The 22,261-nt window shown below is 66.5% G+C and carries 26 protein-coding genes; 19 read left to right on the top strand and 7 right to left on the bottom strand.

What is annotated here, in order from left to right; genetic code table 11:
- Window positions 1-59: 59 nt before the first annotated feature.
- The 6 genes from AC5P98_RS18425 to AC5P98_RS18400 all read left to right on the top strand — a co-directional run bounded on the left by AC5P98_RS18425 (window position 60) and on the right by AC5P98_RS18400 (window position 4,098).
- The gene (locus tag AC5P98_RS18425; RefSeq protein WP_032955971.1) at window positions 60-1,001 is read left to right on the top strand and encodes a hypothetical protein; all 942 of its coding nucleotides are present in this window, start codon (window positions 60-62) and stop codon (window positions 999-1,001) included.
- Complete coding sequence (locus AC5P98_RS18420) at window positions 989-1,747, top strand: PIG-L deacetylase family protein (RefSeq protein WP_032955969.1); 759 nt, start codon at window positions 989-991, stop codon at window positions 1,745-1,747. The genes AC5P98_RS18425 and AC5P98_RS18420 overlap by 13 nt, the downstream gene beginning before the upstream one ends.
- Window positions 1,744-2,331 carry a class I SAM-dependent DNA methyltransferase gene (locus tag AC5P98_RS18415; protein ID WP_049407363.1) on the top strand — a complete coding sequence of 196 codons (588 nt, stop codon included), beginning with the start codon at window positions 1,744-1,746 and terminating at the stop codon, window positions 2,329-2,331. Before AC5P98_RS18420 ends, AC5P98_RS18415 begins: the two co-directional genes overlap by 4 nt.
- On the top strand, window positions 2,328-3,053 hold the full coding sequence (locus tag AC5P98_RS18410) for a glycosyltransferase family 2 protein (protein WP_049407360.1): 726 nt from the start codon (window positions 2,328-2,330) through the stop codon (window positions 3,051-3,053). The genes AC5P98_RS18415 and AC5P98_RS18410 overlap by 4 nt, the downstream gene beginning before the upstream one ends.
- An 82-nt stretch (window positions 3,054-3,135) precedes the next feature.
- Complete coding sequence (locus tag AC5P98_RS18405) at window positions 3,136-3,564, top strand: BLUF domain-containing protein (protein ID WP_049407359.1); 429 nt, start codon at window positions 3,136-3,138, stop codon at window positions 3,562-3,564.
- A 135-nt stretch (window positions 3,565-3,699) separates the two neighbouring features.
- Window positions 3,700-4,098 carry a BLUF domain-containing protein gene (locus AC5P98_RS18400; RefSeq protein WP_032955963.1) on the top strand — a complete coding sequence of 133 codons (399 nt, stop codon included), beginning with the start codon at window positions 3,700-3,702 and terminating at the stop codon, window positions 4,096-4,098.
- A 16-nt stretch (window positions 4,099-4,114) separates the two neighbouring features.
- Here the strand turns inward: AC5P98_RS18400 and AC5P98_RS18395 are convergent, their stop codons facing one another.
- Complete coding sequence (locus AC5P98_RS18395; protein WP_014647178.1) at window positions 4,115-4,507, bottom strand: response regulator; 393 nt, start codon at window positions 4,505-4,507, stop codon at window positions 4,115-4,117.
- Window positions 4,508-4,714: 207 nt separating this feature from the next.
- On the opposite strand from AC5P98_RS18395, the gene AC5P98_RS18390 reads away from it, so the two are divergent.
- The 3 genes from AC5P98_RS18390 (at window position 4,715) to AC5P98_RS18380 (ending at window position 6,685) form a co-directional block, all read left to right on the top strand.
- Window positions 4,715-5,059, top strand: a complete 345-nt coding sequence (locus AC5P98_RS18390) for a hypothetical protein (RefSeq protein WP_495230143.1) — start codon at window positions 4,715-4,717, stop codon at window positions 5,057-5,059.
- Window positions 5,060-5,218: 159 nt separating this feature from the next.
- Window positions 5,219-5,740, top strand: coding sequence for a ferritin-like domain-containing protein (locus AC5P98_RS18385; RefSeq protein WP_049407357.1), 522 nt, complete (start codon window positions 5,219-5,221; stop codon window positions 5,738-5,740).
- 36 nt (window positions 5,741-5,776) lie between these two features.
- Window positions 5,777-6,685 carry a manganese catalase family protein gene (locus AC5P98_RS18380; RefSeq protein ID WP_046430681.1) on the top strand — a complete coding sequence of 303 codons (909 nt, stop codon included), beginning with the start codon at window positions 5,777-5,779 and terminating at the stop codon, window positions 6,683-6,685.
- Window positions 6,686-6,786: 101 nt separating this feature from the next.
- Here the strand turns inward: AC5P98_RS18380 and AC5P98_RS18375 are convergent, their stop codons facing one another.
- The gene (locus tag AC5P98_RS18375; protein WP_049407354.1) at window positions 6,787-7,110 is read right to left on the bottom strand and encodes a KGG domain-containing protein; all 324 of its coding nucleotides are present in this window, start codon (window positions 7,108-7,110) and stop codon (window positions 6,787-6,789) included.
- A gap of 303 nt (window positions 7,111-7,413) precedes the next feature.
- On the opposite strand from AC5P98_RS18375, the gene AC5P98_RS18370 reads away from it, so the two are divergent.
- The 3 genes from AC5P98_RS18370 to AC5P98_RS18360 are packed head-to-tail and all read left to right on the top strand — an operon-like array spanning window position 7,414 to window position 9,372.
- A complete protein-coding gene (locus tag AC5P98_RS18370) occupies window positions 7,414-7,881 on the top strand; it encodes a BLUF domain-containing protein (RefSeq protein ID WP_099475647.1) in 468 nt (155 codons plus the stop codon).
- Window positions 7,878-8,645, top strand: coding sequence for a DUF72 domain-containing protein (locus AC5P98_RS18365; protein ID WP_099475646.1), 768 nt, complete (start codon window positions 7,878-7,880; stop codon window positions 8,643-8,645). Before AC5P98_RS18370 ends, AC5P98_RS18365 begins: the two co-directional genes overlap by 4 nt.
- The gene (locus tag AC5P98_RS18360) at window positions 8,638-9,372 is read left to right on the top strand and encodes a DNA-formamidopyrimidine glycosylase family protein (protein WP_049407349.1); all 735 of its coding nucleotides are present in this window, start codon (window positions 8,638-8,640) and stop codon (window positions 9,370-9,372) included. The genes AC5P98_RS18365 and AC5P98_RS18360 overlap by 8 nt, the downstream gene beginning before the upstream one ends.
- Before the next feature lie 39 nt (window positions 9,373-9,411).
- On the opposite strand, the gene AC5P98_RS18355 is transcribed toward AC5P98_RS18360, so the two are convergent.
- Entirely contained in the window at window positions 9,412-9,909 is a 498-nt protein-coding gene (locus tag AC5P98_RS18355) for a YciE/YciF ferroxidase family protein (RefSeq protein ID WP_005416567.1), read from the bottom strand.
- Between the two features lie 247 nt (window positions 9,910-10,156).
- Between AC5P98_RS18355 and AC5P98_RS18350 the strand changes: the two genes are divergently transcribed.
- The 3 genes from AC5P98_RS18350 (at window position 10,157) to AC5P98_RS18340 (ending at window position 13,484) form a co-directional block, all read left to right on the top strand.
- Window positions 10,157-10,333, top strand: coding sequence for a DUF3606 domain-containing protein (locus AC5P98_RS18350; RefSeq protein ID WP_065427868.1), 177 nt, complete (start codon window positions 10,157-10,159; stop codon window positions 10,331-10,333).
- Between the two features lie 13 nt (window positions 10,334-10,346).
- Window positions 10,347-12,896 (top strand): DNA ligase D, encoded by a 2,550-nt coding sequence (gene ligD / locus AC5P98_RS18345; protein WP_262085317.1) that lies wholly within the window; start codon window positions 10,347-10,349, stop codon window positions 12,894-12,896.
- A gap of 138 nt (window positions 12,897-13,034) precedes the next feature.
- Window positions 13,035-13,484: a BLUF domain-containing protein gene (locus tag AC5P98_RS18340; protein ID WP_049407346.1), complete on the top strand. Its 450-nt coding sequence runs from the start codon at window positions 13,035-13,037 to the stop codon at window positions 13,482-13,484.
- A gap of 9 nt (window positions 13,485-13,493) precedes the next feature.
- On the opposite strand, the gene AC5P98_RS18335 is transcribed toward AC5P98_RS18340, so the two are convergent.
- Window positions 13,494-13,724 carry a hypothetical protein gene (locus AC5P98_RS18335; protein WP_014647166.1) on the bottom strand — a complete coding sequence of 77 codons (231 nt, stop codon included), beginning with the start codon at window positions 13,722-13,724 and terminating at the stop codon, window positions 13,494-13,496.
- Window positions 13,725-13,949: 225 nt separating this feature from the next.
- On the opposite strand from AC5P98_RS18335, the gene AC5P98_RS18330 reads away from it, so the two are divergent.
- On the top strand, window positions 13,950-15,443 hold the full coding sequence (locus AC5P98_RS18330; RefSeq protein ID WP_049407343.1) for an FAD-dependent oxidoreductase: 1,494 nt from the start codon (window positions 13,950-13,952) through the stop codon (window positions 15,441-15,443).
- 21 nt (window positions 15,444-15,464) lie between these two features.
- On the opposite strand, the gene AC5P98_RS18325 is transcribed toward AC5P98_RS18330, so the two are convergent.
- Complete coding sequence (locus AC5P98_RS18325; protein ID WP_014647164.1) at window positions 15,465-15,887, bottom strand: low affinity iron permease family protein; 423 nt, start codon at window positions 15,885-15,887, stop codon at window positions 15,465-15,467.
- Window positions 15,884-16,138, bottom strand: coding sequence for a hypothetical protein (locus AC5P98_RS18320; protein WP_049407341.1), 255 nt, complete (start codon window positions 16,136-16,138; stop codon window positions 15,884-15,886). The genes AC5P98_RS18325 and AC5P98_RS18320 overlap by 4 nt, the downstream gene beginning before the upstream one ends.
- A gap of 275 nt (window positions 16,139-16,413) precedes the next feature.
- On the opposite strand from AC5P98_RS18320, the gene AC5P98_RS18315 reads away from it, so the two are divergent.
- On the top strand, window positions 16,414-19,059 hold the full coding sequence (locus tag AC5P98_RS18315; RefSeq protein ID WP_049407339.1) for an excinuclease ABC subunit UvrA: 2,646 nt from the start codon (window positions 16,414-16,416) through the stop codon (window positions 19,057-19,059).
- A gap of 59 nt (window positions 19,060-19,118) precedes the next feature.
- Here the strand turns inward: AC5P98_RS18315 and AC5P98_RS18310 are convergent, their stop codons facing one another.
- On the bottom strand, window positions 19,119-19,922 hold the full coding sequence (locus tag AC5P98_RS18310; RefSeq protein ID WP_032962419.1) for an SDR family NAD(P)-dependent oxidoreductase: 804 nt from the start codon (window positions 19,920-19,922) through the stop codon (window positions 19,119-19,121).
- 155 nt (window positions 19,923-20,077) lie between these two features.
- On the opposite strand from AC5P98_RS18310, the gene AC5P98_RS18305 reads away from it, so the two are divergent.
- On the top strand, window positions 20,078-20,977 hold the full coding sequence (locus tag AC5P98_RS18305; protein WP_234413153.1) for a GlxA family transcriptional regulator: 900 nt from the start codon (window positions 20,078-20,080) through the stop codon (window positions 20,975-20,977).
- 54 nt (window positions 20,978-21,031) lie between these two features.
- The gene (locus tag AC5P98_RS18300) at window positions 21,032-22,228 is read left to right on the top strand and encodes a GAF domain-containing sensor histidine kinase (protein WP_049407335.1); all 1,197 of its coding nucleotides are present in this window, start codon (window positions 21,032-21,034) and stop codon (window positions 22,226-22,228) included.
- Window positions 22,229-22,261: the final 33 nt, after the last annotated feature.

The following is a 22,261-nucleotide window of genomic DNA, read 5'->3' as shown; positions in this document are numbered from 1 at the left end:
ACAGTGATGTGACCGCTTGCCGCCTACGTTCGACATGTCTCTCCATTTCAGGCCCCTTCATGCAGCATGTGACGCCGCCATCCCCGCTGGAGAGCCGCGCTCGCGAGGTAGTGGTCCAGCGGCCCGACCTGCCATTGCCCGGAAGCGGCCTCACGCTGCGGCGGTGGCAGGCGCTGGCGGCATGGGGGGCGGAAGACCTGTGCCTGGCCAAAGTGCTTGAGGCGCACTACGACGCCCAAGCGATCATTGCCGAACTGAACGCGCCCGCCCTGGCTGAAGGCCAGCTACTGGCGGTCTGGGCCGCGGAAGGTCCAGCCAACACACTCCGCTTCGATGTCCACGGTCAGCTCCATGGTGACAAGCCCTGGTGTTCCGGCAGCGCGTGGGTGGATGCGGCATTGGTAACCGTCCGCAACGCGCAGGGCGTGTGGCTGTGCCAGGTGGCAGCGAAGCACTGGCGCACGCTTGCAGATGAGCCCTGGCCGGCCGTTGGCATGGCCGGCGTTCCGTCCACCACGGTGCGGTTCGACGGCGCACCGATGGCGCTTCTGGGAACGCGCGATGAGTACCTGCAGCGACCGGGTTTCTGGCACGGCGGTGCGGGCATCGCGGCAGTCTGGTTCGGCGCGGCGGCCGCCCTGGCCGAGCGCATGCGGCCAGCCTGCACCGAGGGGAATCGCGCGCGATTACTGGGTGAAGTGGACCTCGCCTTGGGCCCGGCGGCGGCGCTGCTTCGCGAAGTGGCGGCGCGCATCGACGCCGCGCCGGAATCGGCGCACCGCGAAGAGGTCGTGCGCCTGCGCTGCGTGGTCGAGCGCGCGGCGACGCGTGTCCTGGATCTGGCGGGGCGCGCACTGGGCCCGGCGCCGATGTGCCTGGAAGATGCCCACGCCCGTCGCTGCGCGGACCTGACCGTGTTCCTTCGGCAGAGCCACGCAGATCGCGATTGGGAATGGCTGGGCGGCCAGCGGGCGAGCCAGGAGGCGACATGGGCGCTGTAGCCAGGACACCCCTGCAGGGGGAAGGAACGCAGGAGCAGGCATGGCTGCGCTGCGATTGGCTGTGGCAGCGGCCGGCAACATCGGCCAATGCCCTGTGCGCCGGCCATGATCGCGTCGTGGTGGTCGCACCCCATCCAGACGACGAGATCCTCGGCTGTGGTGGACTGCTCCGTCACGCTGCGGAGCAGGGCATGGAGGTACGCGTCGTCGCCGTGACTGATGGCGAAGCGTGCTATCCGGACGAGCACTGGTGGACGCCAGAACGCCTGCGCTCGGCGCGACGCGCCGAGCTTGCCGCAGCGCTGGGCGAACTCGGTATCCGGCCTGGATCCGCGTTTCATCTCGGCATCGCCGACGGCGCGGTCAGTGCGCACGAACAGGGCCTGGAAGATTGGCTGCAGCAGCACCTCCAGCCGAGCGACCTGGTCCTGGCACCCTGGCGCTTTGATGGGCATCCCGATCATGAAGCCGCAGGGCGTGCTGCCTGCAGGGCGGTGCGGACAGTGGGCTGCCGACGCCTGGAGTACCCGGTGTGGGGCTGGCACTGGCTTGACCCCGCCTGCGCACACATGGCGTGGGAGGTTCCCAGGCTGATCGACATTTCAGCAGTGGCTGCCGCAAAACGAAACGCCATCGCGCACTTCCGGACCCAGACCGGCGAGGTGCCGGAATTGAACAGCCCGCCGGTGCTGCCCGCACATGTATTGACCCGATTCTTCCGGAACTACGAGGTATTCCTGGCATGAGCGCGCAACCGTACTTCGATGAACTGCATGAGCAGGAGGATCCCTTCGGCTATCGCAGCCGATGGTATGAAGAACGCAAGCGTGCGCTGCTGCTGGCCAGCCTGAGCCAGCGCCAGTTCATTCGGGGCTGGGAGCTGGGATGCTCCAACGGCGTGCTGACCGAGGCCTTGGCCGCCCGCTGCGAGCGCCTGCTGGCCACCGACATCAGCCCACGCGCAGCGTTCCGGGCCCGCCGCAACCTGGCCCACCTGCCGCATGTGCAGGTCCATTGCGCCAGCCATCCCGAGCAATGGCCGCCGGGCCGCTTCGACCTGATCGTCTGCGGGGAAATGGGCTACTACCTGGGTGCAGCAGCGCTACACGAGCTGCGCGCCGGCATCGATTCGGCCCTTCGCGACGACGGACTGCTGGTCGCCTGCCATTGGTTGCCTTCGTTCCATGGGCGCGCAAGTCGCACCGACGTCGTGCATCGGCGCCTTGGCCAAGGCCTGCACGAAGCCTTCCACTATCGTGATGCGGACTTCGTGCTGCAGGGCTGGACGCGCAGCGCACTATCGCTGGCCCGCAACGAGGGCCTGCGATGATCGGCATCCTGGTTCCGGCCCATGACGAGGCAGCCAGCGTGGAGCGCTGCCTGCAATCGATCCGAAGGGCAGCCCTGCATCCCGGGCTGCACGGCGAAGCAGTGCAGGTGGTGGTTGCACTGGACAGCTGCTCGGATGCCACCGCGTCCATCTGCCAGCAGCAGCGGGTCGATACGGTGCGCCTGGAAGCACGCTGCGTCGGCGTTGCCAGGGCAGCGGCCGCCGCTGAGCTGCTCGGACGCGGTGCGAGATGGCTGGCGAGCACCGATGCCGACAGCGAGGTACCTCCCGAATGGCTGGTTGCCCAGCTTGAAGGCCGGTGCGACGCCTTCTGCGGACTGGTGGACATAGCAACCACCTCCAGGACGGAGAAGCGCCTGCGACGCGCGTTCCAGAAACGGCAGCAGTGGGGCGACGATCATGGGCGCATCCACGGTGCCAATTTCGGCGTCTCCGCCCAGGCCTATCTGGCGGCCGGGGGATTTGCTCCCCTGCGCTGTGGAGAGGATGTTGCACTGGTGAGGAGGCTGCAACGCCTCGGCGCTGACGTAAGGTGGGCCGGCGCTCCCATCGTCATGACCAGTGCCCGCCTGGTGGGACGCGCGACCGGAGGGTTCTCCGCCTACCTGGCCGGAATGGAGGGTGCGCGCCCCGCCACGGCGGCAGATCGGCGGATGGCGGTACCTGGAAGCGCCTCGAAAACCACGCTGAATTGGGCGTGATGTGATGTTTTCCCGGCCGGCGTTTACGGTTTCGCCACGATGCCCGTCCTAGAGTGAAGCGCTGGGAAGCAGGAGTGGCACCATGCCGAATCGAGCCATCGTCTACGTCAGCGAGGCCGTCAGTGGATTCTCGCCGGAACGTCTGAAAGCGCTGATGGACGATGCCGCGCGCTTCAATCGGGGCGCAGGGGTGACCGGGGTGCTGCTGTTCGACGGCGAACGCTTCCTGCAGTACATGGAGGGCCCTGCCGATGGACTGGATGTGGCCTTCTCCCGTGTCGCCGGCGCCAGCAGTCACATCCACCTGATCGAACTTGCGCGGGGGCGTGTCGGCCAGCGGCGGCTGCCGTTCTGGCCCATGCGTTGCCTGTCCGTCACTGCAGATGAGCTGCGCGAGATCGCCTGTGCCGACTGGACCAGCTTCATCCAGCGGGCAGCGACCGAACAGGCCGATGCCACGGCGATGGGCAAGCTGCTGCTGATTGTCGAGCCCTACGCAAAGGCCGCCTGAGCCGGAAACCTGTTACTGCAGTGTGCCGCAGGGGAGAGGATGGAGCGAGGCAGGTTGTGAACCGCCTCATTTGGCTCTACGACAAGGGCAGCATCATGGAAGGGCAGGACACTTCCTGCGTCAGAAGGAATCAACGTGCCCCTCCGCGCAATCGCTTACGCAAGTGAGGCGATACCGGGGCTTTCCATGGACCCTGTGGACGACCTCGCCAGGGCCGCTGCCCGCTTCAACTTCGAAGCAGGCGTGACGGGTGTGCTTCTTTACGATGGGCACCGCTTCCTCCAGTACATCGAGGGACCGGAAGACAGCATCAACGTGGTATACAGCCGCATCCTCGGTGCCCGCAGCCATTGCGAACTGCTTGAGCTGGGCCGGGGCAGGGTGTCCGGCCGGTTCTTTCCCTATTGGTCGATGCGGCTGCTCTGGACCGACCCTGCCGACATCCGCAGCGTCGCTCGTGGCAACTGGAGCGGGCTCTCCCGTGGTGGTGCGCTGCGCCAGCTGGGCCAGGTGGTAGCCCCACACCTGGCATAATCCCGGCGTCTGCCGCTCAATGCGTGGCAGGGGGCGCGCAGGCGTCTCCCACGACCTGCTGGACGGCTTCCTGCAACTGGTCGATGTGGAACGGCTTGGCCACGAAGGTTGCGCGGCGGTGGCGCAGCGGCACCAGCTGGTCATAAACCGCAGACACGAACAGGTAGGGAATGCCGAGTTCCGCCAGTCGATCGGCCACCGGGAACACCACGCCATCGCGGAGCTCCACATCCAGAACCGCGCCATCGAAACGTTGCGTATCCAGCAACCCCAGCGCATCGAACACGCTGTAGGCGTGGGTCACCCGGCCGCCACCGTCTTCCAGCGCCTGTTCCATCAGTGCAGCCAGGTCGAGCTGGTCTTCAACCAGCAGCAGGTTGCACCTGCGCTGGTCCATTTCCGATTGCATGCGCGCATGCCTGTGTTGCCTTGGGAACTGCAGTGTGTGCTGTATTGCATCAACGGCGCGCGTGGGCCGTGTCAGCCCAGCGCGAAGCCGCCCCGCGCAGGTGCTCCATGCCGTCGATGCGGCGTGGAAGGCGGTGCGCTTTTTTTGACGGCGCGTTGGCGGCGGCCATGGATACTGCCGCCGTCCCCCAGCACTGGAGCCATGACCATGCCTCGATCCGCCACCGACCCCACCGCCCCCTGCGCATTGCGCGTGGAGTGCATGTCCCTGGATTGCGGCGGCGCTGCGATCGTCGTGGAGCTGGATCGCACCCCCGAACGGGCATGGATGAAGTCGCTCAAGCGCGCCCTGCAGGAGGATGACGTGCTGGAGGGTGCCCAGGCCAAGTTCGATGGCCGCTTTGTCTACGTGGTGGGCGTGGAAGGTGACGCGCACCGTGCGCAGCACCGGGTGATCCAGGCGTTGAAGGCGTCCGCAGGCGCGCGCGCACCCGCAGCAAGCCCCCGTCGCGACGCCGGCAGCGCTGTAGTGTCCGGCGCGATGCCCGCCTGACCGTACGGTCGGCGTTGCCAGTCGCCCGCGGATGTTATGACCGCATCAGCGCCAGGTGCAGCGCGCACGCCCGCCGGCTCACGCCGGCCGACGAGGCAGTGATTGCTGCCTCGCCACCATGGTCTCCGGAGGCATGTCGCCCCACTACCGGAGACCGTGATGGCAGACCAGAACACCGCCCGCAGCGAGCGCCTGCTGAAATGGCTGCAGGATGCCTACGCCATGGAGCAGGAGGCGGAGACCATGATGAAGGCCATGGCTTCGCGCATCCAGAACTATCCCCATCTTGCCGCACGCATCGGCCAGCACGTGCTGGAGACGCAGCAGCAGGCCGCCTCCCTGCGCGAGTGCATTGAAGCGCTCGGCGGAAGCGTGCCCACCGCCAAGGGGCTGTTCGCGAGCATGACCGCAGCGATCCACGCCGCCGGCAACACCCTGATGGAGGACGAGGTCGTCAAGAGCATCGGCATCTCCTTTGGCTTCGAGAACACCGAGATCGCCACCTACCGGGCACTGGTGATCGCGGCCGAGCGGGCCGCCGCGCCGGATATCGCGGCCGTGTGCGGCCAGATCCTGCAGGAAGAGATCGCCATGGCGCGCTGGCTGGAAGAGCACCAGGACAGCCTGGTCGGCGCCTTCCTCAACCGTGACGAAACGCCTGGCGCCCAAGCCAAGCGTTGATCCCGATCCCGCCTGCCATACACAGGAGACAGTCCCATGTTCTTTCACCACAGGAAGCTGATGTACACCGTGCGCGTGCGCGAATCCAACCCGCAGCTTGCCAGCCTCATGCTGGAACAGTTTGGCGGCCCGCAAGGCGAACTGGCGGCTGCAATGCGTTACTTCACCCAGGGACTCGGTGAATGCGATCCGGGCCGTAAGGACCTGCTGATGGACATTGCCACCGAAGAGATCAGCCACCTGGAGATCATCGGCACCATCATCGCCATGCTCAACCGCGGCCCGAAGGCCATCCAGTCCGAGGGTCTTGCCGAAGCCGAGGACATGCGGCTGCTGGGCCAGAACAGCACCAGCCATACCGAACAGATCCTGTATGGGGGCGGCCCGGCGCTGGTCAATTCCAGCGGGGTGCCGTGGACGGCGGCCTACGTCGATTCGATCGGGGAGCCCACCGCCGACCTGCGCTCGAACATCGCCGCCGAAGCCCGCGCCAAGCTGGTCTACGAACGACTGATCACGGTGACCGATGATCCAGGCATCAAGGACGCACTGCGCTTCCTGATGACGCGCGAAATCGCCCACCAGAAGTCCTTCGAAAAGGCATTGCACAGCATCCAGCCCAACTTCCCACCGGGCAAGCAGCCGGGTGACCCCGCCTTTACCGACCTGTACATGGACATGTCGCAGGGCGACGGCGCCGATGACCTGCTGGGCAGCTGGAACAGCGGCGAGCTGTGGGAGCGGGTCAGCGACCGCGAGGCCCAGGCCGCTGTGGACGGCGGTGACGGCAGCGCCACGGTGGGCCTGGACCCACGCGAGCAGGCGGCGGTGCAGGCCATGACCCTGCGAACGCTTTCCGATCCCGAAGCACGGCCGACAACCGGTGCCGAACTGGGCGCCGGGCCGGGCGCCGGTGCGCTCGACCTGCCGCCACGGGAGCCTTGACGCGGGACAGGCCGGGGCGGGCCTCCGCCCCACGTTTCGCGTGAAAAAAAAGTGGGCGGACACGCTGTCCGCCCACATGGGGTGCAACCGGTCAGTCTCGATCAACGCTGCTGGCCACCGCGGTTGTTGGTGCCGCCACGTTCCTGCTGTTGCTGCCGACCGCCCTGGTTGCCACCCTGGTTGCCGCCGCCATGGCTGTTCTGGCCGCCTTCGCGGCCGATGTCGGCCATGTGCTGGCGATCCTGGCTCACCGCTTCGCCGCCCTTGCGACCGGCTTCGCGCGCTTCTTCAGAGCTGAATTCATGGGCGTTGCCCGACTCATGCGCGGCGCGGCCGCCCTTGGCGGCGATCTCGCGCTGCTTGTCTTCGTCCATCGAAGCGAAGCCGCGGTTGCTGCTGCCCTGGTTCTGGTTCTGGTTGGCCATGGAAAGTCTCCTTGGAGTGAGCCGCCCGATTGGCGGCAGCGACCATCTTCCAGATCCGCCGCTAGACGGCGGTGGCACCACTGCCAACGTGATGTCATGCGCAGGCACGCGCTTCCTCATGCATTCTCCACGAAAGCAAATCCATCGGCGGAAGACACGGCATGCCGGTCGTGGTGCTCGAGCCGGGTGTCAACGCAGCGCGCCGTTGGCACGTACAGGTTCAACGCCGCCTCCACGCCGGTGTCACCGCGCGTTTGATCCGCACCGCTAAGGTAGAGCCATCTGCAACAACCCGGTGCTGTCATGCCTCTTCGTGCCATTGCATATGTAAGTGAAGCCACCCGAAACCTGACTGCAGAACGGCTGCAGCAGCTTGTCGCGGACGCGATGCTGTTCAACGAGTCGGTTGATGTGACCGGCGTCCTCCTGTTCGACGGCACGCGCTTCCTGCAATGTCTCGAAGGCCCGGAGTCCGGTGTCAGCGCGGCGTACACCCGCATCCTGGCGGCCGGCAGCCACAACGGTCTGGTCGAACTCAACCGGGGCAGGGTGGGGCGGCGGCAGTTCCCGCACTGGCGCATGCACAGCGTGCGCGTGGATGAGCTGGCGCTGGGAAAGATCGCGATCTCCGACTGGACCGGCTTCGTGCGCAGCGCCTCCGCGCTCGCTCCTGGCACCAGTGCGCTTGATCGACTGCAATCGGTGGCGCAGGCGCCGCCAGGCGCCGGCGATGGCCGGTTGCTGGAGCCGGACGGACCGGTGGCACGATGAGCGCAGCCAACGCCCCGGGCACGCCAGGACAGGTACGCATCGGCTGCGCAGGCTGGTCGCTGTCGCGCGCGGCGCAGGCGGCGTTCGGCGCAGGCGACAGCGTACTGCAGCGCTATGCCACCCGCCTGCCGATGGTCGAGATCAATTCCTCGTTCTACCGCCCCCACCAGGCGGCGACCTACGCCCGGTGGGCGGCGAGCGTGCCCGCGGGTTTCCGCTTCGCGGTGAAACTGCCGCGCGTGATCAGCCATGAACGCCGGCTGCGCGACGCGATGCAGCCGCTGGCGCTGTTCCTTGATGGCGTGATCGCGCTGGGGGACAGGCTGGGGCCGCTGCTGCTCCAGCTGCCGCCCAGCCTGGCGTATGAGCCGGCGACCGTAACGGCATTCCTGCACGGACTGCGCGCACGCACCTCGGTTGATGTCGCCTGCGAACCGCGCCATCCCAGTTGGTTCACTGCGGACGTCGACACGCTGCTGAGCGACCATGGCATCGCACGGGTCGCGGCTGACCCGGCCCGGGTACCGGCAGCAGCTGTCCCGGGCGGTGACCGCACGTGGAGCTACTGGCGCTGGCACGGGCAGCCGCAGATCTATCGCAGCCCCTACAGCGAACAGGCGCTGGCGGGGCTGGCCCAGCACCTGCAGCGTGAAGCCGCTGCGCAGCGCCGCGCCTGGTGCGTACTGGACAACACCGCGCTGGGCCACGCGACCGGCAACGCCCTGCACCTGCAGGCACTGCTGCAGGAGAACGCGCATGCCTGAGGGCCCGTCCATTGTCCTGCTGCGCGAAGCCGCCAGCCGCTTCAAGGGTCACGTCGTGCGCGGCGTCTCCGGCAACAGCCGCATCGACCTGTCACCGCTGCAGGGACGCAGGGTCAAGGCGGTTCGCAGCTGGGGCAAGCACTTCCTGCTGGAGTTCAGCCACCACACGCTGCGCATCCATCTGATGATGTTCGGCAGCTGGCGCATCGACGAACGGAAGCCAGCTCCTGCACGGGTGTCGCTAGCATTGGACAACGGGGAACTGAATTTCTACGCGTGTTCCGTCCGGCTGATCGACGCGCCGTTGGACGACCTCTACGACTGGCGGGCGGACGTGATGAACGACGCCTGGGATCCAAAACTGGCCCGGCGCAAGCTGAAGGCACTGCCGGACACCCTGGTCTGTGATGCGCTTCTGGACCAGACGATCTTCGCGGGCGTCGGCAATATCATCAAGAACGAGGTGCTGTTCCGCATCCGCGTGCATCCGGCCACGCGACTGGGCGACCTGCCACCGCGCAAGCTCACCGCCCTGATCAACCAGGCCCGTGCCTACAGCTTCGACTTCCTGGAATGGAAACGGCGCTTCGAATTGAAGAAGCACTGGCAGGTGCATACGCGAAAGGTGTGCCCGCTCTGCGGTGGCCCCATCAGCAAGCTGTACATGGGTACGACGCGGCGGCGCACGTTCTTCTGCCCAAACGATCAGGTGCTCTACCCACCCTGAGGCCGCCTTCCATGGCGGCCGAGGGGCATGCGATTCGACTCAGGCGGCCTGCGCGGCCTTGGCATTGCCGCCGCCCTTGGCCAGCAGGGTCAGCTTCTCATCGGTCGCCTTTTCTTCCTCCAGCGTCTCCAGCAGCAACGGCAGGGCATCCTTGTAGCCCAGCTGCTTGGCCAGCGCGGCGATGGTGCCGTAGGAGGCAATTTCATAATGCTCGACCTTCTGCGCGCCACCGATCAGGGCAGCATCGCGCACCGGCCCCTTGTCGATGCTGTCGATCACCTCCTTGCCTTCCTCGACCAGGCCTTCCATCGCCGCGCACTTGATGCGCTTCAGGCGGATGCCGAGCACCTCGACCACCTGGTCGATGCGTTCGATCTGCCCCTGGGTTTCTTCCAGGTGCGTTTCGAACGCTGCGGCCAGATCCGGATTCTCGGCCGCACGGGCCAGGCGCGGAAGCGCCTTGGTCAGCTGCTTCTCGGCGCTGTAGATGTCCGAGAGCTCGTGGATGAACAGATCTTCCGCCGTCTTGATGGCCATGCTGGGCTCCGCTGTGAATGGAGTGCCCAGAGTAGGTCCCGTCCGGTTGCGATCAGGCGGGGAAGGAGTGAAGGCGGCATGTGAATTCCCACGCGGACCCTGCGCGCTGCCTTCACGAAGCAGCGTCTTTCGCGCATCGGCAGGACGCCGTGCCGGCGGCCTTCGCCATGGCTTCACAGTGGCATCGCTCCGTGCCCATGGAATGGCCGGTACGGTCAGTTCACCCCCGATCACGCTGGAGACTCCCATGAGCGATGACAAGAACAACGCCGGCAGCCCGGACCGGGACCGCATCAACGTCAATGAGGATTACGAACTGCGGTACTGGACCACGACGCTGGGCGTGTCCGCCGACGAACTTCGCGCGGCCGTCGCGTCAGTCGGGCCCACGGCGGTTGCTGTCCGGAAGCACCTGGGCAAATAGCGCGGAGCTGGCCATGTCCCTGGTCGAGTATCGCCGCAAGCGTCGTTTTGACCAGACCAAGGAGCCCGAGCCGGGCAAGGCGCTGCCGAAAGGCCAGCGCGCCATTTTCGTGGTGCAGCTGCATCATGCCAGCCGCAGGCACTATGACTTCCGCCTGCAGGTTGGCGATGCGCTGAAGAGCTGGGCCGTGCCCAAAGGCCCCAGTTACGACCCGAAGGTCAAGCGCATGGCGGTGGAAGTTGAAGACCACCCGGTGGACTACGCGACGTTCGAGGGTGAGATTCCCAAGGGCCAGTACGGCGGCGGCCATGTCGCCCAGTTTGACCACGGTGTATGGGCCACGCAGGGCGATCCGGAAGCCCAGCTCGCCAAGGGCCATCTGCGCTTCGAGCTGTTCGGTACCAAGTTGAAAGGCGGCTGGCATCTGGTCCGGTCGGGAAAGCCCGCGCGCCAGCCACAGTGGCTGCTGTTCAAGGACGACGACGAATTTGCCAGCGATATCGAGGCAGACGATCTGCTGGGGGACGTCGCTGAAGCGCCACCGGAGGATCTGAAGCGTGCCGGCGCCGGCAAGGCCGCGAAGAAGCGGCTGACGGCGGTACCTGCCAGACGCGCCCGGCGAAAGAACTGGGCGAAGAAGGCCCTGGCGCTCAGCAAGGCGAAAAGGGCGGCAGCGCCGTCCGGGCCGTTTGAGCCGCAGTTGGCCAAGCTGGGCGAAGCGCCGCCCCAGGGCGGGCAGTGGGTGCATGAGATCAAATGGGACGGGTACCGCATCCTTGCTACGGTGGCTGAGGGCAACGTGCAGCTGTGGTCACGGAACGCGCTGGAATGGACCGCCAAACTTCCCGAAATACGTGACGCGATCGCGGCCCTGGGCCTGACTTCGGCGGCACTGGACGGCGAGCTGATCGCCGGCGCCGGCACCAAGGAAGACTTCAACCTGCTGCAGGCCACGCTTTCCGGCGAGAAGCAAGGCGTCCTGACGTATGCGCTGTTCGATCTGCTGCATCTTGATGGCGTGGATGTGGCCGATGCGCCCCTGCTTGAGCGCAAGACCCTGCTGCAATCGGTGCTGGAGGGGCAGGGCGGCCCATTGGCATTCAGTTCGCATGTACAGGGGGATGGCGACCAGGCCTATCGTCTGGCCGGTGAGCAGCACTTCGAGGGTATCATTTCCAAGCGCGCCGATCGCAGCTACCACAGCGGCCGCAGCGAGGACTGGCGCAAGACGAAGCAGCTGGCCAGCGACGAGTTCGCGGTGGTGGGCTACACCGCACCCAAAGTCAGCCGCACCGGCTTTGGTTCGCTGCTGCTGGCCCGGCCAGACGCAACGCATGGCTGGCTCTACGCAGGGCGCGTCGGGTCCGGGTTCTCGGATGAACTGATTGGCGACATCAGCAAGCGCATCAAGGGCGGCGGCGGCCGCAAGCCAACCGCGTACGTGCCCACGCAGGACACCGATCTGCGCGCTGCGACCTGGTTCGAACCGCGTTTCGTGGTGGAGGTCTTCTACCGCGGAATCGGTGGGCAGCAACTGTTGCGCCAGGCGTCGCTGAAGGCGGTGCGGGCGGACAAGGATATCGCCGACCTCGCCGATTCCGATCGCGCCGGAGCGGCCCCGGCCGCCGCGCGGTCGCAAGCGCCCGCGCGGCGTGGGCGCCGGGTGGAAAGGGCGCCGGCAACGGATCGCGCGCCCCCCGTGCTGTCGTCCCCAGGCAAGATCCTGTTTCCCGGCGACGGCTACACCAAGCAGGACGTGTGGGATTACTACGCAGCAGTGATGGAGCACCTCCTGCCCGAGGTGGTGGATCGTCCGCTGTCGATCATCCGCTGCCCCAGCGGCACCGCAAAGCCCTGCTTCTTCCAGAAACACCATACGGCCGGGCTGGCGCTGGTCGATCCGGTAAGGCTGAAGGAGGAAAGCGGCATCAACGCCCATTACCTGGTGGTGCGGGACGCAGCCAGCCTGCTGGAACTGGTGCAGTTCAACGCGTTGGAGTTCCACCCTTGGGGCAGCCACGCCGAGGCGCCCGACAGGGCCGACCGGGTGGTGTTCGATCTGGATCCAGGACCGGATGTGCCCTTTGCCGAAGTCAAGAAAGCGGCAACCGACATCCGGAAACTGCTGGCGCAGCTGGAGCTGGAATCGTTCCTGCGAGTCTCCGGCGGCAAGGGCCTGCACGTGGTCGTGCCGCTCAACCCAGGGTGCGATTGGGACCTGACCAAGCGTTTTGCGAAGGGTTTCGCCGATGCATTGGCACAGTCCGAACCGCAGCGGTTCCTGGCAACCGCCACCAAGAGCCTGCGCAACAAGCGGATCTTCGTCGACTATCTGCGCAATGGGCGCGGTGCAACGGCGGTCGCGTCCTATTCGTTGCGCGCCCGGCCGGGCGCGCCGGTGGCACTGCCGATCGCCTGGGGTGATCTGGCGAAACTCAAGCGCGCCGACGCCTTCACGATCAAGGACGTACCCGCAAAGCTCAGACGTCGCCGCAAGGACCCTTGGGCCGGCATCGCGAAAGTGAAGCAGAATCTCGCCCGATGGGCCCGGGCAGACGCGTAGGCCAGGCCCGTGCTGCGTACCGTCCGTCAGCCCGAACCCAACTGATTCGCAGAATACACAGGGCCGGAACATATCGTCGGCGCGGTTGGCCTATGCTTGCGATACGGAATCTGGGGGGATTCGCTACAGGAGCAGCCAATGCCGATCAGGGCAGTCGCATACATAAGTGAGGCGGGCCCGGCCGTTGCCGGTGACCCGTTGGGCCTGCGCAGCGGGAAGCTGGACGACCTGGTCGATGATGCCGCCCGCTTCAACCGGAATGCCGGCGTTACCGGCGTACTGCTGTTCGATGGCGCCCGCTTCCTGCAGTACATGGAAGGACCCGAAGATGGCTTGAATGTGGCGTACTCGCGGGTACTTGGTGCTACAAGCCACACGGGACTGATCGAACTGCAGCGCGGCAGGGTAGGCAACCGGCGTCTCCCGTTCTGGCCGATGCGCTGGCTGCCGACGCAACCCGAGCAGTTGAAGAGTCTTGCCCGCGCGGACTGGTCAGGGTTCGCCCAGCGGACCGGTGACGATGCGCCAACCGAGACGGCGATGGATGTCCTGGCCAGGTTGGTGGAACCCTATGCCGTCGCGGCGTGATCGATCGGCCTAGCGGCCTCCATAGCGCGCCGCCCAGGGGATCTCGCCGCTGCACGAATCGAGGTGCCCGGTGCGCATCACGCAGTACAGGCGGGCATCCGGGTCAGCACTGGCAGCGATGTAGTCCAGCGCCTCGGCGAGCATGCGGATGAACTGCGGCTCGGGATAGAACGCCGCCCAGGTCGGCAGCATTTCCTCCAGTTGCGCGATCATCAGGTCGATTTCCAGGTGCGTGCTCACTGCCTGGCCCTCCATGCAGCCACGTTAGCAATCACGCTGCAAGCAGAGGGTAGCGGTTTGCACAGGCGACGCTGGCATCGTGTCCATGCGGCACTCACCCCGTCTTGATCCTCACCGCGGCAGTGCCACGCACGTGAGCATTTCCTGCACGGACACGCCACCGCCGTTTCACCCGGCAGGGCGTATCAGGGAAGGCTCTCCGATGAACCTGCAAGGATCCTTTTCATGGCCGACCCGTCCCCGCGCGCCAGCTTATGGTCAGCTGATTCCGATCCGCACGGCTTCCGCCCGCTCGCCGGGACCACGCGCGCGGACGTGCTGGTGGTCGGTGCAGGCATGACCGGCCTGTTGACCGCCGCCCGCTTGGCCGACAGCGGCCTGGATGTGGTGGTGGTGGATGCCGGCCCCATCGGCGGGCGCAACACGGTGATGTCAACCGGCAATCTTTACGCTCCCGTGTCCCGGATGGCAGACCTGATCGCGCGTTGGGGCGGTGACACGGCACGTCGTGTCGTGCAGTGGCGGCAACACGCGCTGCGTTCCATCGAAACACTGGTCCACCGCTACGATCTGCACTGTGGCTTCGAGCGCGTGGCCATGCAGTACGGCGTGCAGGAGCGTTCGCGCGAGGCCACGGCGCAGTTCGAACGCGAGCTGCAGGCCTACCAACGCGTTGGCCTGCATTGCGAGCACCGCCAATCCGGGCTGCCGTTCACCTTGGGCCACGCTTTCCGCGTTCCCGACCAGGCGCAGTTGCATCCGGCGGCGTTCTGCAGGGAACTGGCCCGTCATCTGGTGGGCCGCGTGCGCATCCACGACTGGACCCGGATCACCCGCATCGAGGCTTCAGCCGGAGTGGCGACGGCCCCTGGTGCCCGCATCCATGCCAGGCACTTTGTGCTGGCCACCCACTCGCCAGCAGGATTCAACCTGGTGCAGGCCGAGATGGAGGTGTACCGCGAATACGGCGTAGCGGTACCGGTGGCCAATCCGCCAGCGGCAGGCATTCACTGGATCGCCGACCGGCACCGCTCGCTGCGCGGGGTGCATGGCGCTGATGGCCGCGACTGGCTGGTGCTGGTCGGGGAGACACATCGCACTGGCGAAACCCCGGCGATGGATCCGGCCCAGCATCTGGTCGCCGACGCGCGTCGCAACTTCAGCGTGCAGGGCGAGCCGCTGTGCTGGTCCGCGCAACAGTTCCGGGCCGCGGATCAGCTGCCCTACATCGGCAGCAGCGCGCACGACAATGTATGGGTCGCTACCGGCTATGGGCCGGACGGATTGACCTGGGCGGGCGTGGCCGCGCGCGCGATCACGGAGGGAATCACGGGAACGACCAGCGAGATCGAGCAGCTGCTCAGCCCCATGCGCTTTACTCCGCTGCGCTCGTCTGCAGGCTGGGCCCGCACCAACGCCACGGTTGCGCGGCACATGGTGGGCGATCGCCTTGGAACCGCGTCGTCGCGCGCTCCCAGCGAGCTGGGCCGCGGGTGCGGTGCGCTGCTGGACGTGGGCGGAGAGCGCACCGCGATCTACCGCGATGATGATGGCCAGCTGCACGCAATGTCGGCGCTGTGCCCGCACCTCAAGTGCGTCGTCCAATGGAATGGCCATGAACGCACATGGGACTGCCCGTGCCACGGCAGCCGCTTTTCCGCCACCGGGGCCCTGCTGGAGGGCCCCGCCAGGCAGGACCTCACACCGGCGGCGCTGTAGGCCGCCGCCGCAGCGGTGACCTCAGGCTTCGGCGGTTGCATCCGCTTCGCAGGGCATGCAGCGCTCCTTCTTGGACTTGATGTCCGCTGCGGTCTTCGCCAGTGCCTCGTAGCGCTGGCGTATCTCTTCAAGATGGGCCGGCTCCATCGATTCCAGGTTCAGCAGCTCCTGGTTGGCGTCCTTGCTGACCCGGATCAGCTCGTCCAGCTTGATGTGCAGCGCAGCGGTGTCAGCGTTCTGGGTATGCTGGATCAGGAATACCATCAGGAACGTCACGATGGTGGTGCCGGTGTTCACCACCAGCTGCCAGGTGTCATTGAAGTGGAAGGCCGGGCCGCTGGCGGCCCAGGCGATGATCACCCCCAGTGCCGCGACGAATGCCCCCAGACTGCCGGACAACCGCGCCGTGGCCGCCGCGACGCGTGCAAAGCCGCGCCGGATCACTGCTCACCTCCGCCGGCCTCCTCATCCGTTCGGCGGTCTGGCAGTTTGACCCGCTCACCCAGGCGCGCAGCCTGCTCGTCGGGCGTCGGGGCTGCGACGAAGGGCGAGATCGGGTCACTGGCCGGGAACGTCTCCTGCAACGCCTCTTCATGATTGCGATGGTTATGCAGCTTGGCCTGAAGCGGGCTGACCGGATCGGTGCGCTGTGCTTCCGGGTCCGGGTGGGGCAGGTCTTTCTGATCGCGTTGCATGGTGAATCTCCAGGTTGGGTCCCACTGCCGTAGTGGCGGGCCCAGCATAGGAGCCGCACTGTGAGCGGCTGCATCAAGGGTGCGGCAACGTGGCGTCAAGCCTTCAGCCAATGCAGGTTAACAATCAGCCGCGTAGCGCGGTTGGCGTCGGTCACCTGGTGTTCCGACGCTGCACGCAATCAGACATCCCCTCACTCCATTCACCCTGCAGCAGCGACAATAACCGCCCGTGTGCGCATGCACGTATTCCACTCATTGGCAGCAGGATCGCGAAGATGTCCAACACCCCCTTTGGCGAGTCGTCATGCGCTGCCGCGGCCAGCGGTTGCATCGAGGTCCGCGGCGCACGCGAGCACAACCTGAAGAACGTCGACGTCTCCATTCCACGCAATGCGCTGGTGGTGTTCTCCGGGGTATCGGGTTCGGGCAAATCCTCGCTGGCGTTCGGCACGGTCTTCGCCGAGGCCCAGCGGCGCTACTTTGAATCCGTCGCACCGTATGCGCGCCGCCTGATCGACCAGGCGGGCGTGCCCGACGTGGATGCCATCGACGGCCTGCCGCCGGCGGTGGCCCTGCAGCAGCAGCGCGGTGCCAGCAACGCACGTTCATCGGTGGGCAGCGTGACCACGCTGTCCAGCCTGGTACGCATGATGTATTCGCGTGCAGGCGCGTACCCGGCCCACCAGCCCATGCTGTACGCCGAGGACTTCTCGCCCAATACGCCGCAGGGGGCCTGCAGCACCTGCCATGGGTTGGGCCACGTCTACGAAGTGACCGAAGCGCTGATGGTGCCGGACCCGTCGCTGAGCATCCGCGAGCGCGCCATCGCCTCCTGGCCGCCGGCCTGGCATGGCCAGAACCTGCGCGACATCCTGGTCACCCTGGGCTACGACATCGACGTGCCGTGGAAGAAGCTGCCGAAGAAGGACCGGGAGTGGATCCTGTTCACCGAGGACACGCCGACCGTGCCCGTCTATGCCGGCTTCACGCCTGCCGAGACGCGTGCCGCACTCAAGCGCAAGCTGGAGCCCAGTTACATGGGCACCTACACCGGCGCCCGCCGCTACGTGCTGCACACCTTCGCCAACACCCAGAGCGCGCTGATGCGCAAGCGTGTCTCGCGCTACATGGAAGGCAAGCTGTGCCCCGCCTGCCAGGGCAAGCGACTGAAGCCCGAAGCACTTTCGGTCACCTTTGCCGGTGTGGACATCGGTGAGTTCATGCGGCTGCCGCTGGATCAACTGGCCGGGCTGCTCGAGCCCATCGCGCAGGGTGACTTCAGTGCACACAGCCACGGCGCACGCACCCGCAGGAGTGCGACGCCCCGCGATCGCGCCAAGCGGGCAGCCACTGGCCGTGCGACCCACGAGGGTGCGCCCGATGTGCGGCTGACCTCGGCCCTGTCGGAGGAAAAACGCCTGGCCGCGCAGCGACTGGCGGGTGGGGTCATGGCGCGGGTACGGCAGCTGCGCGAGCTGGGCCTGGGGTATCTCTCGCTGGATCGTGCCACGCCCACGCTGTCGGCCGGCGAACTGCAGCGCCTGCGGCTGGCCACACAGCTCAGCTCGTTGCTGTTTGGTGTGCTGTACGTGCTCGATGAGCCCTCGGCCGGCCTGCATCCGGCCGACAGCCAGGCGCTGTACGACGCGCTGGACCGGCTGCGCGATGGCGGCAACTCGGTGTTCGTCGTTGAACACGATCTGGAACTGATGCGACGTGCACAGTGGCTGGTGGACGTGGGACCGCAAGCGGGCGAGCACGGCGGGCGCGTTCTCTACAGTGGCGAGCCCGACGGCCTGCGCCGCATCGAGGACTCGCGCACCGCGCGGTACCTGTTCGACCAGGTGCCTGCGCCTGCCAGCCGGGAACGCAGCGCCGACCGCTGGCTGGAGCTGAAGGGCGTCCACCGCCACAACCTGCAGGGCGTGGACGCGCAGCTGCCGCTGGAAGTGCTGACCGCAGTGACCGGCATTTCCGGATCGGGCAAGTCCAGCCTGATGGCGCAGGCGCTGCCCGAGCTGATGCTGCTGCACCTGGGGCACGAGCCCGTGGACGACAGCGCCGACAGCACGCCCGAGGACGGGCCAACCGTGATCGAAGCGACGCGGGGCCAGCTTGCCGGAGCCGTGGACGCCATCCAGCGCGTGGTGCAGGTGGACCAGAAGCCGATCGGCCGCACGCCACGCTCCAACCTGGCCACCTATACCGGCCTGTTCGATCACGTCCGCAAGCTGTTCGCCGCGACCCCCGACGCGCGACGCCGCCGCTTCGATGCAGGTCGCTTCTCGTTCAACGTAGCCAAGGGCCGGTGCGAGACCTGCGAAGGCGAGGGATTCGTCAGTGTCGAACTGCTGTTCATGCCCAGTGTCTATGCGCCGTGCCCAGCCTGCCATGGCGCCCGCTACAACGAGGCCACGCTGAAGGTGTTGTGGAACGGCCGCAACATTGCCGAAGTCCTGCAGATGACGGTCGACCAGGCACAGGCATTTTTCGCCGGTGAAGAGGCCATCGCGCGGCCGCTGCAGCTGCTGCAGGAGATCGGCCTGGGCTATCTCAGGCTCGGCCAGCCGGCCACGGAGCTTTCAGGGGGCGAGGCGCAACGCATCAAGCTGGCGACCGAGCTGCAGCGCAGCCAACGCGGCCGCACGCTCTATGTGCTGGACGAACCCACCACCGGCCTGCATGCGTTGGACGCAGACAGGCTGCTGGTGCAGTTGCAGCGGCTGGTGGACGCGGGAAACACCGTGGTGATGATCGAGCACGACATGCGGTCTGTCGCACAGGCCGACTGGGTGATTGACGTCGGCCCGGGCGCAGGCGGCGCAGGTGGAACCATCGTGGCGAAGGGTACGCCACGCCAGGTGGCCCGCGCCAAGGGCAGCAGGACGGCGCCGTTCCTTGCCAGGGAACTGGCGCTGTAGCGACGTCATCCCCGGCTATCGCACTCCACCACGCCGGGCATCTGCACGCCGTTCGCCAATCAGGCGCCGCTCACATAGCGCGGCGCCGGCTGCGCACGCGAAAGGCCCGGTGCCATTGCCTTGCGTGCCTGCTCGAAGGCGTCCCACTCAGCGATGTCCGGAAGCGCGGGAATGGTCACAAGTTCACCCTGCGCCAGCCCGGCCAGGGACGCGTCCACCATGTCTTCGGCGCTCATCACGATGCCCTGTGGCAGGTGCTCCACCGGCAGGCCGGAAAGGTGCCAGAAGTCGGTTGCGGTGGCGCCCGGCAGGACGACCTGGACACGCACGCCCTTGTCGGCCAGCTCATGGTGGAGCGACTGCGAGAACGCCAGCACGAACGCCTTGCTTCCCGCGTAGACCCCGTTGAGCAGCTCCGGTGCCAGCGCGACGATGGAGGCGATGTTGATGATCGTGCCCCGGCCACGTGCCACAAACACCGGCGCTGCAGCATAGGCCAGGCGCATCGCGGCGTTCACGTTGAGCGTGATCATGCGCTCCATCTCGCCGATGTCCGACTGCAGCAGGGGCGCCGTAGCGCCGATGCCGGCATTGTTGACCAGCACCTGGATGTCCGCTCGGCCTTGAATGACCTTTTCAACCTCGGCACGCCCGTCGGAGGTGGTCAGGTCGGCGGCGACGATGTCCACCGTGCGGCCGGTGCTGCGGGCCAGCGCTTCGGCCAGTTGGCGCAGGCGGTCGGCGCGTCGCGCGACCAGGATGAGGTCATGGCCGGCGTGGGCCAGGCGATCGGCATAGATCGCCCCGATGCCGGACGATGCGCCAGTGATGAGTGCGGTGCCGTGATGGGTAGGGTCGTTCACAGAGGTCAGTCCGAACCGGCGAACGTCGCCGGGGTCAGGGGAAATCTAGGCCGGCTTGTACGTGTCGTAAATGTCATATATACCTCGTTTACGGCCACCCCTGAAAAACCGTCATGCCCAGTGTTGGATTTGTCCTGCCCGCCGGATTCCAGACCATGGCGATCGCCGCGGCGTCCGCCTTCGAACTGGCCAATGCCACCGAAGGCGCGCGCCTTTACGATCTGCACATGCTGTCCGAACAGGGCGGGCTGGTGCCCAGCTCGCTTGGCATGGCCATGCAGACAGCGCCAATTGCGCAGCAGCCGCTGGATACCATGATCGTGGCCGGCCTGCTGGAGCCAGCCCCGTCCAGCGGCGCGCTGATCGATCCGATCCGCCACGCGGCCGCACGCACGCGCAGGACCGCGTCGGTGTGCACCGGCGCGTTCCTTCTCGGCGAAGCGGGGTTGCTGGACGGGCGCCGCGCCACTACGCACTGGTTTCACGCACGTGCGCTCAGGCAGCGCTTTCCCGCCGCGCAGGTGGAGGAAGATCGCATCTTCATCACCGATGGCCCGATCTGGACCTCCGCCGGCATGAGCGCGGGGCTGGACCTGGCGCTTGGCATGATCGAGCAGGACTTCGGTGCGGATCTGTGCAGGGCGGTGGCCCGGAAGCTGGTGATCTACCATCGGCGCGGAGGCGGGCAGTCCCAGCATTCGGTGCTGCTCGAGCTGGATGCCCGGTCTGATCGCATCCAGAACGCGCTGACCTTTGCACGCGGCAATCTGCGCGCCACCTTGTCGGTTGAAGAACTGGCGCAGGCCGCGCATCTGAGCACCCGCCAGTTCAGTCGCGCGTTCCGCGAGGAAACCGGGCAATCCCCCGCCAAGGCGGTGGAGGGCCTGCGGGTGGAGGCCGCTCGCGTGTTGATCGAGCAGAGCCGCTACACGATGGATGAAGTGGCGACTGAAACGGGCTTCGGTGATACCGAACGCATGCGACGTGCCTTCCTGCGCGCCTTCGGCCAGCCCCCGCAATCGCTGCGGCGCAACGCACGGGGCGGGGCGGACTGAGTGTTCGTGGCTGGATTCATGGGATGATGCACCACTGCGCCCGACTGCCACTACATGCACACACTGACCGATCCGCACCTGCTGAATGACATCGCTGAGATCGGCCGTATTGAAGCAGTGCCGCGCATCCTTGAAACCGTCGCCCATATCACAGGCTCAAGATTCACCGCGATTGCCAGGGTGACAGAAACCACGTGGACCGCCTGCGCCACCCTGGACACCCTGGGGTTCGGGCTCGTTCCGGGCGGGCAGCTGGTGCTCGAAACCACCCTCTGTGACGAGATCAGGCAGTCATCGACCTCCGTGGTGTTCGCGCACGCCAGTGCACATCCGCTGTATTCCAAACACCATACGCCCAGGATCTATGGGCTGGAGAGTTACGCCTCCGTGCCGATCCATCGGCCGGATGGCAGTTTCTTCGGCACGCTGTGTGCCATTGATTCGTCGCCGGGCAACTTCGATGAGGCCCATGTCCAACGATCCATGGAGCTGCTTGCCGACCTCGTTGGCAACTACCTCGACAAAGAGGATCAGCTGCTGGAGGCAGAGACAGCACTTTCAACGGCACAGCGTGTTTCCGATCTGCGCGATCAGTTCATCGCGGTGCTGGGCCATGACCTTCGCAGCCCGCTGCAGGCCATCAGCGTGGCCGCCGATTCACTGGAACTTGAGGCAACATCCGAGCGCCAGCAGCGGATGCTCGCGCACATCGCCGCCGGCGTCACCCGGATGGATGGCCTCATCGGTGATGTGCTTGATTTCGCCAGGGGGCGGCTGGGAGGAGGCATTCCGGTCTCGCTCCAGGAAAGCCACACCTTGCAGGCGGAGCTTGAACAGGTTGCAGAAGAAGTGGCGATCGCTACCGGTCGGCAGGACATCAACGTCCAGATGCGGATCGAAGGTGGCGTGGTCTGCGACACCGGCAGGCTGTCGCAGCTGCTGGCCAACCTGCTGACCAACGCAGCCCAGCACGGCGAGCGTTCCACCCCAGTCACGCTGAGGGTTCAGGCCGCATCCCATCGCCTCACGCTGGATGTGCATAACGCCGGCTGCATTGCGCCTGAGCGGCTGGGGACGATTTTCAGCCCGTTTTCGCGTGAGCAGGGCGAGCTGCCCAGGCCAGGGCTTGGCCTGGGCATCTACATTGCATCGGAAATTGCCAAGTCCCACGGCGGCACACTGGACGTGCAGTCGAGTGAGAGCGACGGCACCGTGTTCACATTCCAGATGCCGACCGCGGCGCGTCCATGAAGGTGGGCGCCAGGCAACAGAAGGGCTCCGGCG

The organism is Stenotrophomonas sp. YJH_SMC_135 (assembly GCF_059372355.1).
The sequence above is the reverse complement of the archived record's forward strand: the minus strand, read 5'-3'. Positions and strand labels throughout refer to the sequence as shown.

Bases quoted from the DNA above. Each gene is read 5' to 3' on its own strand.
- AC5P98_RS18410 (WP_049407360.1), top strand. From the start codon at position 2,328: ATGATCGGCATCCTGGTTCCGGCCCATGACGAGGCAGCCAGCGTGGAG.
- AC5P98_RS18380 (WP_046430681.1), top strand. From the start codon at position 5,777: ATGTTCTTTCACCACAGGAAGCTGATGTACACCGTGCGCGTGCGCGAA.
- AC5P98_RS18360 (WP_049407349.1), top strand. From the start codon at position 8,638: ATGCCTGAGGGCCCGTCCATTGTCCTGCTGCGCGAAGCCGCCAGCCGC.
- AC5P98_RS18350 (WP_065427868.1), top strand. From the start codon at position 10,157: ATGAGCGATGACAAGAACAACGCCGGCAGCCCGGACCGGGACCGCATC.
- AC5P98_RS18330 (WP_049407343.1), top strand. From the start codon at position 13,950: ATGGCCGACCCGTCCCCGCGCGCCAGCTTATGGTCAGCTGATTCCGAT.
- AC5P98_RS18315 (WP_049407339.1), top strand. From the start codon at position 16,414: ATGTCCAACACCCCCTTTGGCGAGTCGTCATGCGCTGCCGCGGCCAGC.
- AC5P98_RS18365 (WP_099475646.1), top strand. From the start codon at position 7,878: ATGAGCGCAGCCAACGCCCCGGGCACGCCAGGACAGGTACGCATCGGC.
- AC5P98_RS18395 (WP_014647178.1), bottom strand. From the start codon at position 4,507: ATGCAATCGGAAATGGACCAGCGCAGGTGCAACCTGCTGCTGGTTGAA.
- AC5P98_RS18385 (WP_049407357.1), top strand. From the start codon at position 5,219: ATGGCAGACCAGAACACCGCCCGCAGCGAGCGCCTGCTGAAATGGCTG.
- AC5P98_RS18340 (WP_049407346.1), top strand. From the start codon at position 13,035: ATGCCGATCAGGGCAGTCGCATACATAAGTGAGGCGGGCCCGGCCGTT.
- AC5P98_RS18320 (WP_049407341.1), bottom strand. From the start codon at position 16,138: ATGCAACGCGATCAGAAAGACCTGCCCCACCCGGACCCGGAAGCACAG.
- AC5P98_RS18300 (WP_049407335.1), top strand. From the start codon at position 21,032: ATGCACACACTGACCGATCCGCACCTGCTGAATGACATCGCTGAGATC.
- AC5P98_RS18355 (WP_005416567.1), bottom strand. From the start codon at position 9,909: ATGGCCATCAAGACGGCGGAAGATCTGTTCATCCACGAGCTCTCGGAC.
- ligD (WP_262085317.1), top strand. From the start codon at position 10,347: ATGTCCCTGGTCGAGTATCGCCGCAAGCGTCGTTTTGACCAGACCAAG.
- AC5P98_RS18370 (WP_099475647.1), top strand. From the start codon at position 7,414: ATGCCTCTTCGTGCCATTGCATATGTAAGTGAAGCCACCCGAAACCTG.
- AC5P98_RS18425 (WP_032955971.1), top strand. From the start codon at position 60: ATGCAGCATGTGACGCCGCCATCCCCGCTGGAGAGCCGCGCTCGCGAG.
- AC5P98_RS18420 (WP_032955969.1), top strand. From the start codon at position 989: ATGGGCGCTGTAGCCAGGACACCCCTGCAGGGGGAAGGAACGCAGGAG.
- AC5P98_RS18405 (WP_049407359.1), top strand. From the start codon at position 3,136: ATGCCGAATCGAGCCATCGTCTACGTCAGCGAGGCCGTCAGTGGATTC.
- AC5P98_RS18415 (WP_049407363.1), top strand. From the start codon at position 1,744: ATGAGCGCGCAACCGTACTTCGATGAACTGCATGAGCAGGAGGATCCC.
- AC5P98_RS18375 (WP_049407354.1), bottom strand. From the start codon at position 7,110: ATGGCCAACCAGAACCAGAACCAGGGCAGCAGCAACCGCGGCTTCGCT.
- AC5P98_RS18305 (WP_234413153.1), top strand. From the start codon at position 20,078: ATGGCGATCGCCGCGGCGTCCGCCTTCGAACTGGCCAATGCCACCGAA.
- AC5P98_RS18390 (WP_495230143.1), top strand. From the start codon at position 4,715: ATGCCTCGATCCGCCACCGACCCCACCGCCCCCTGCGCATTGCGCGTG.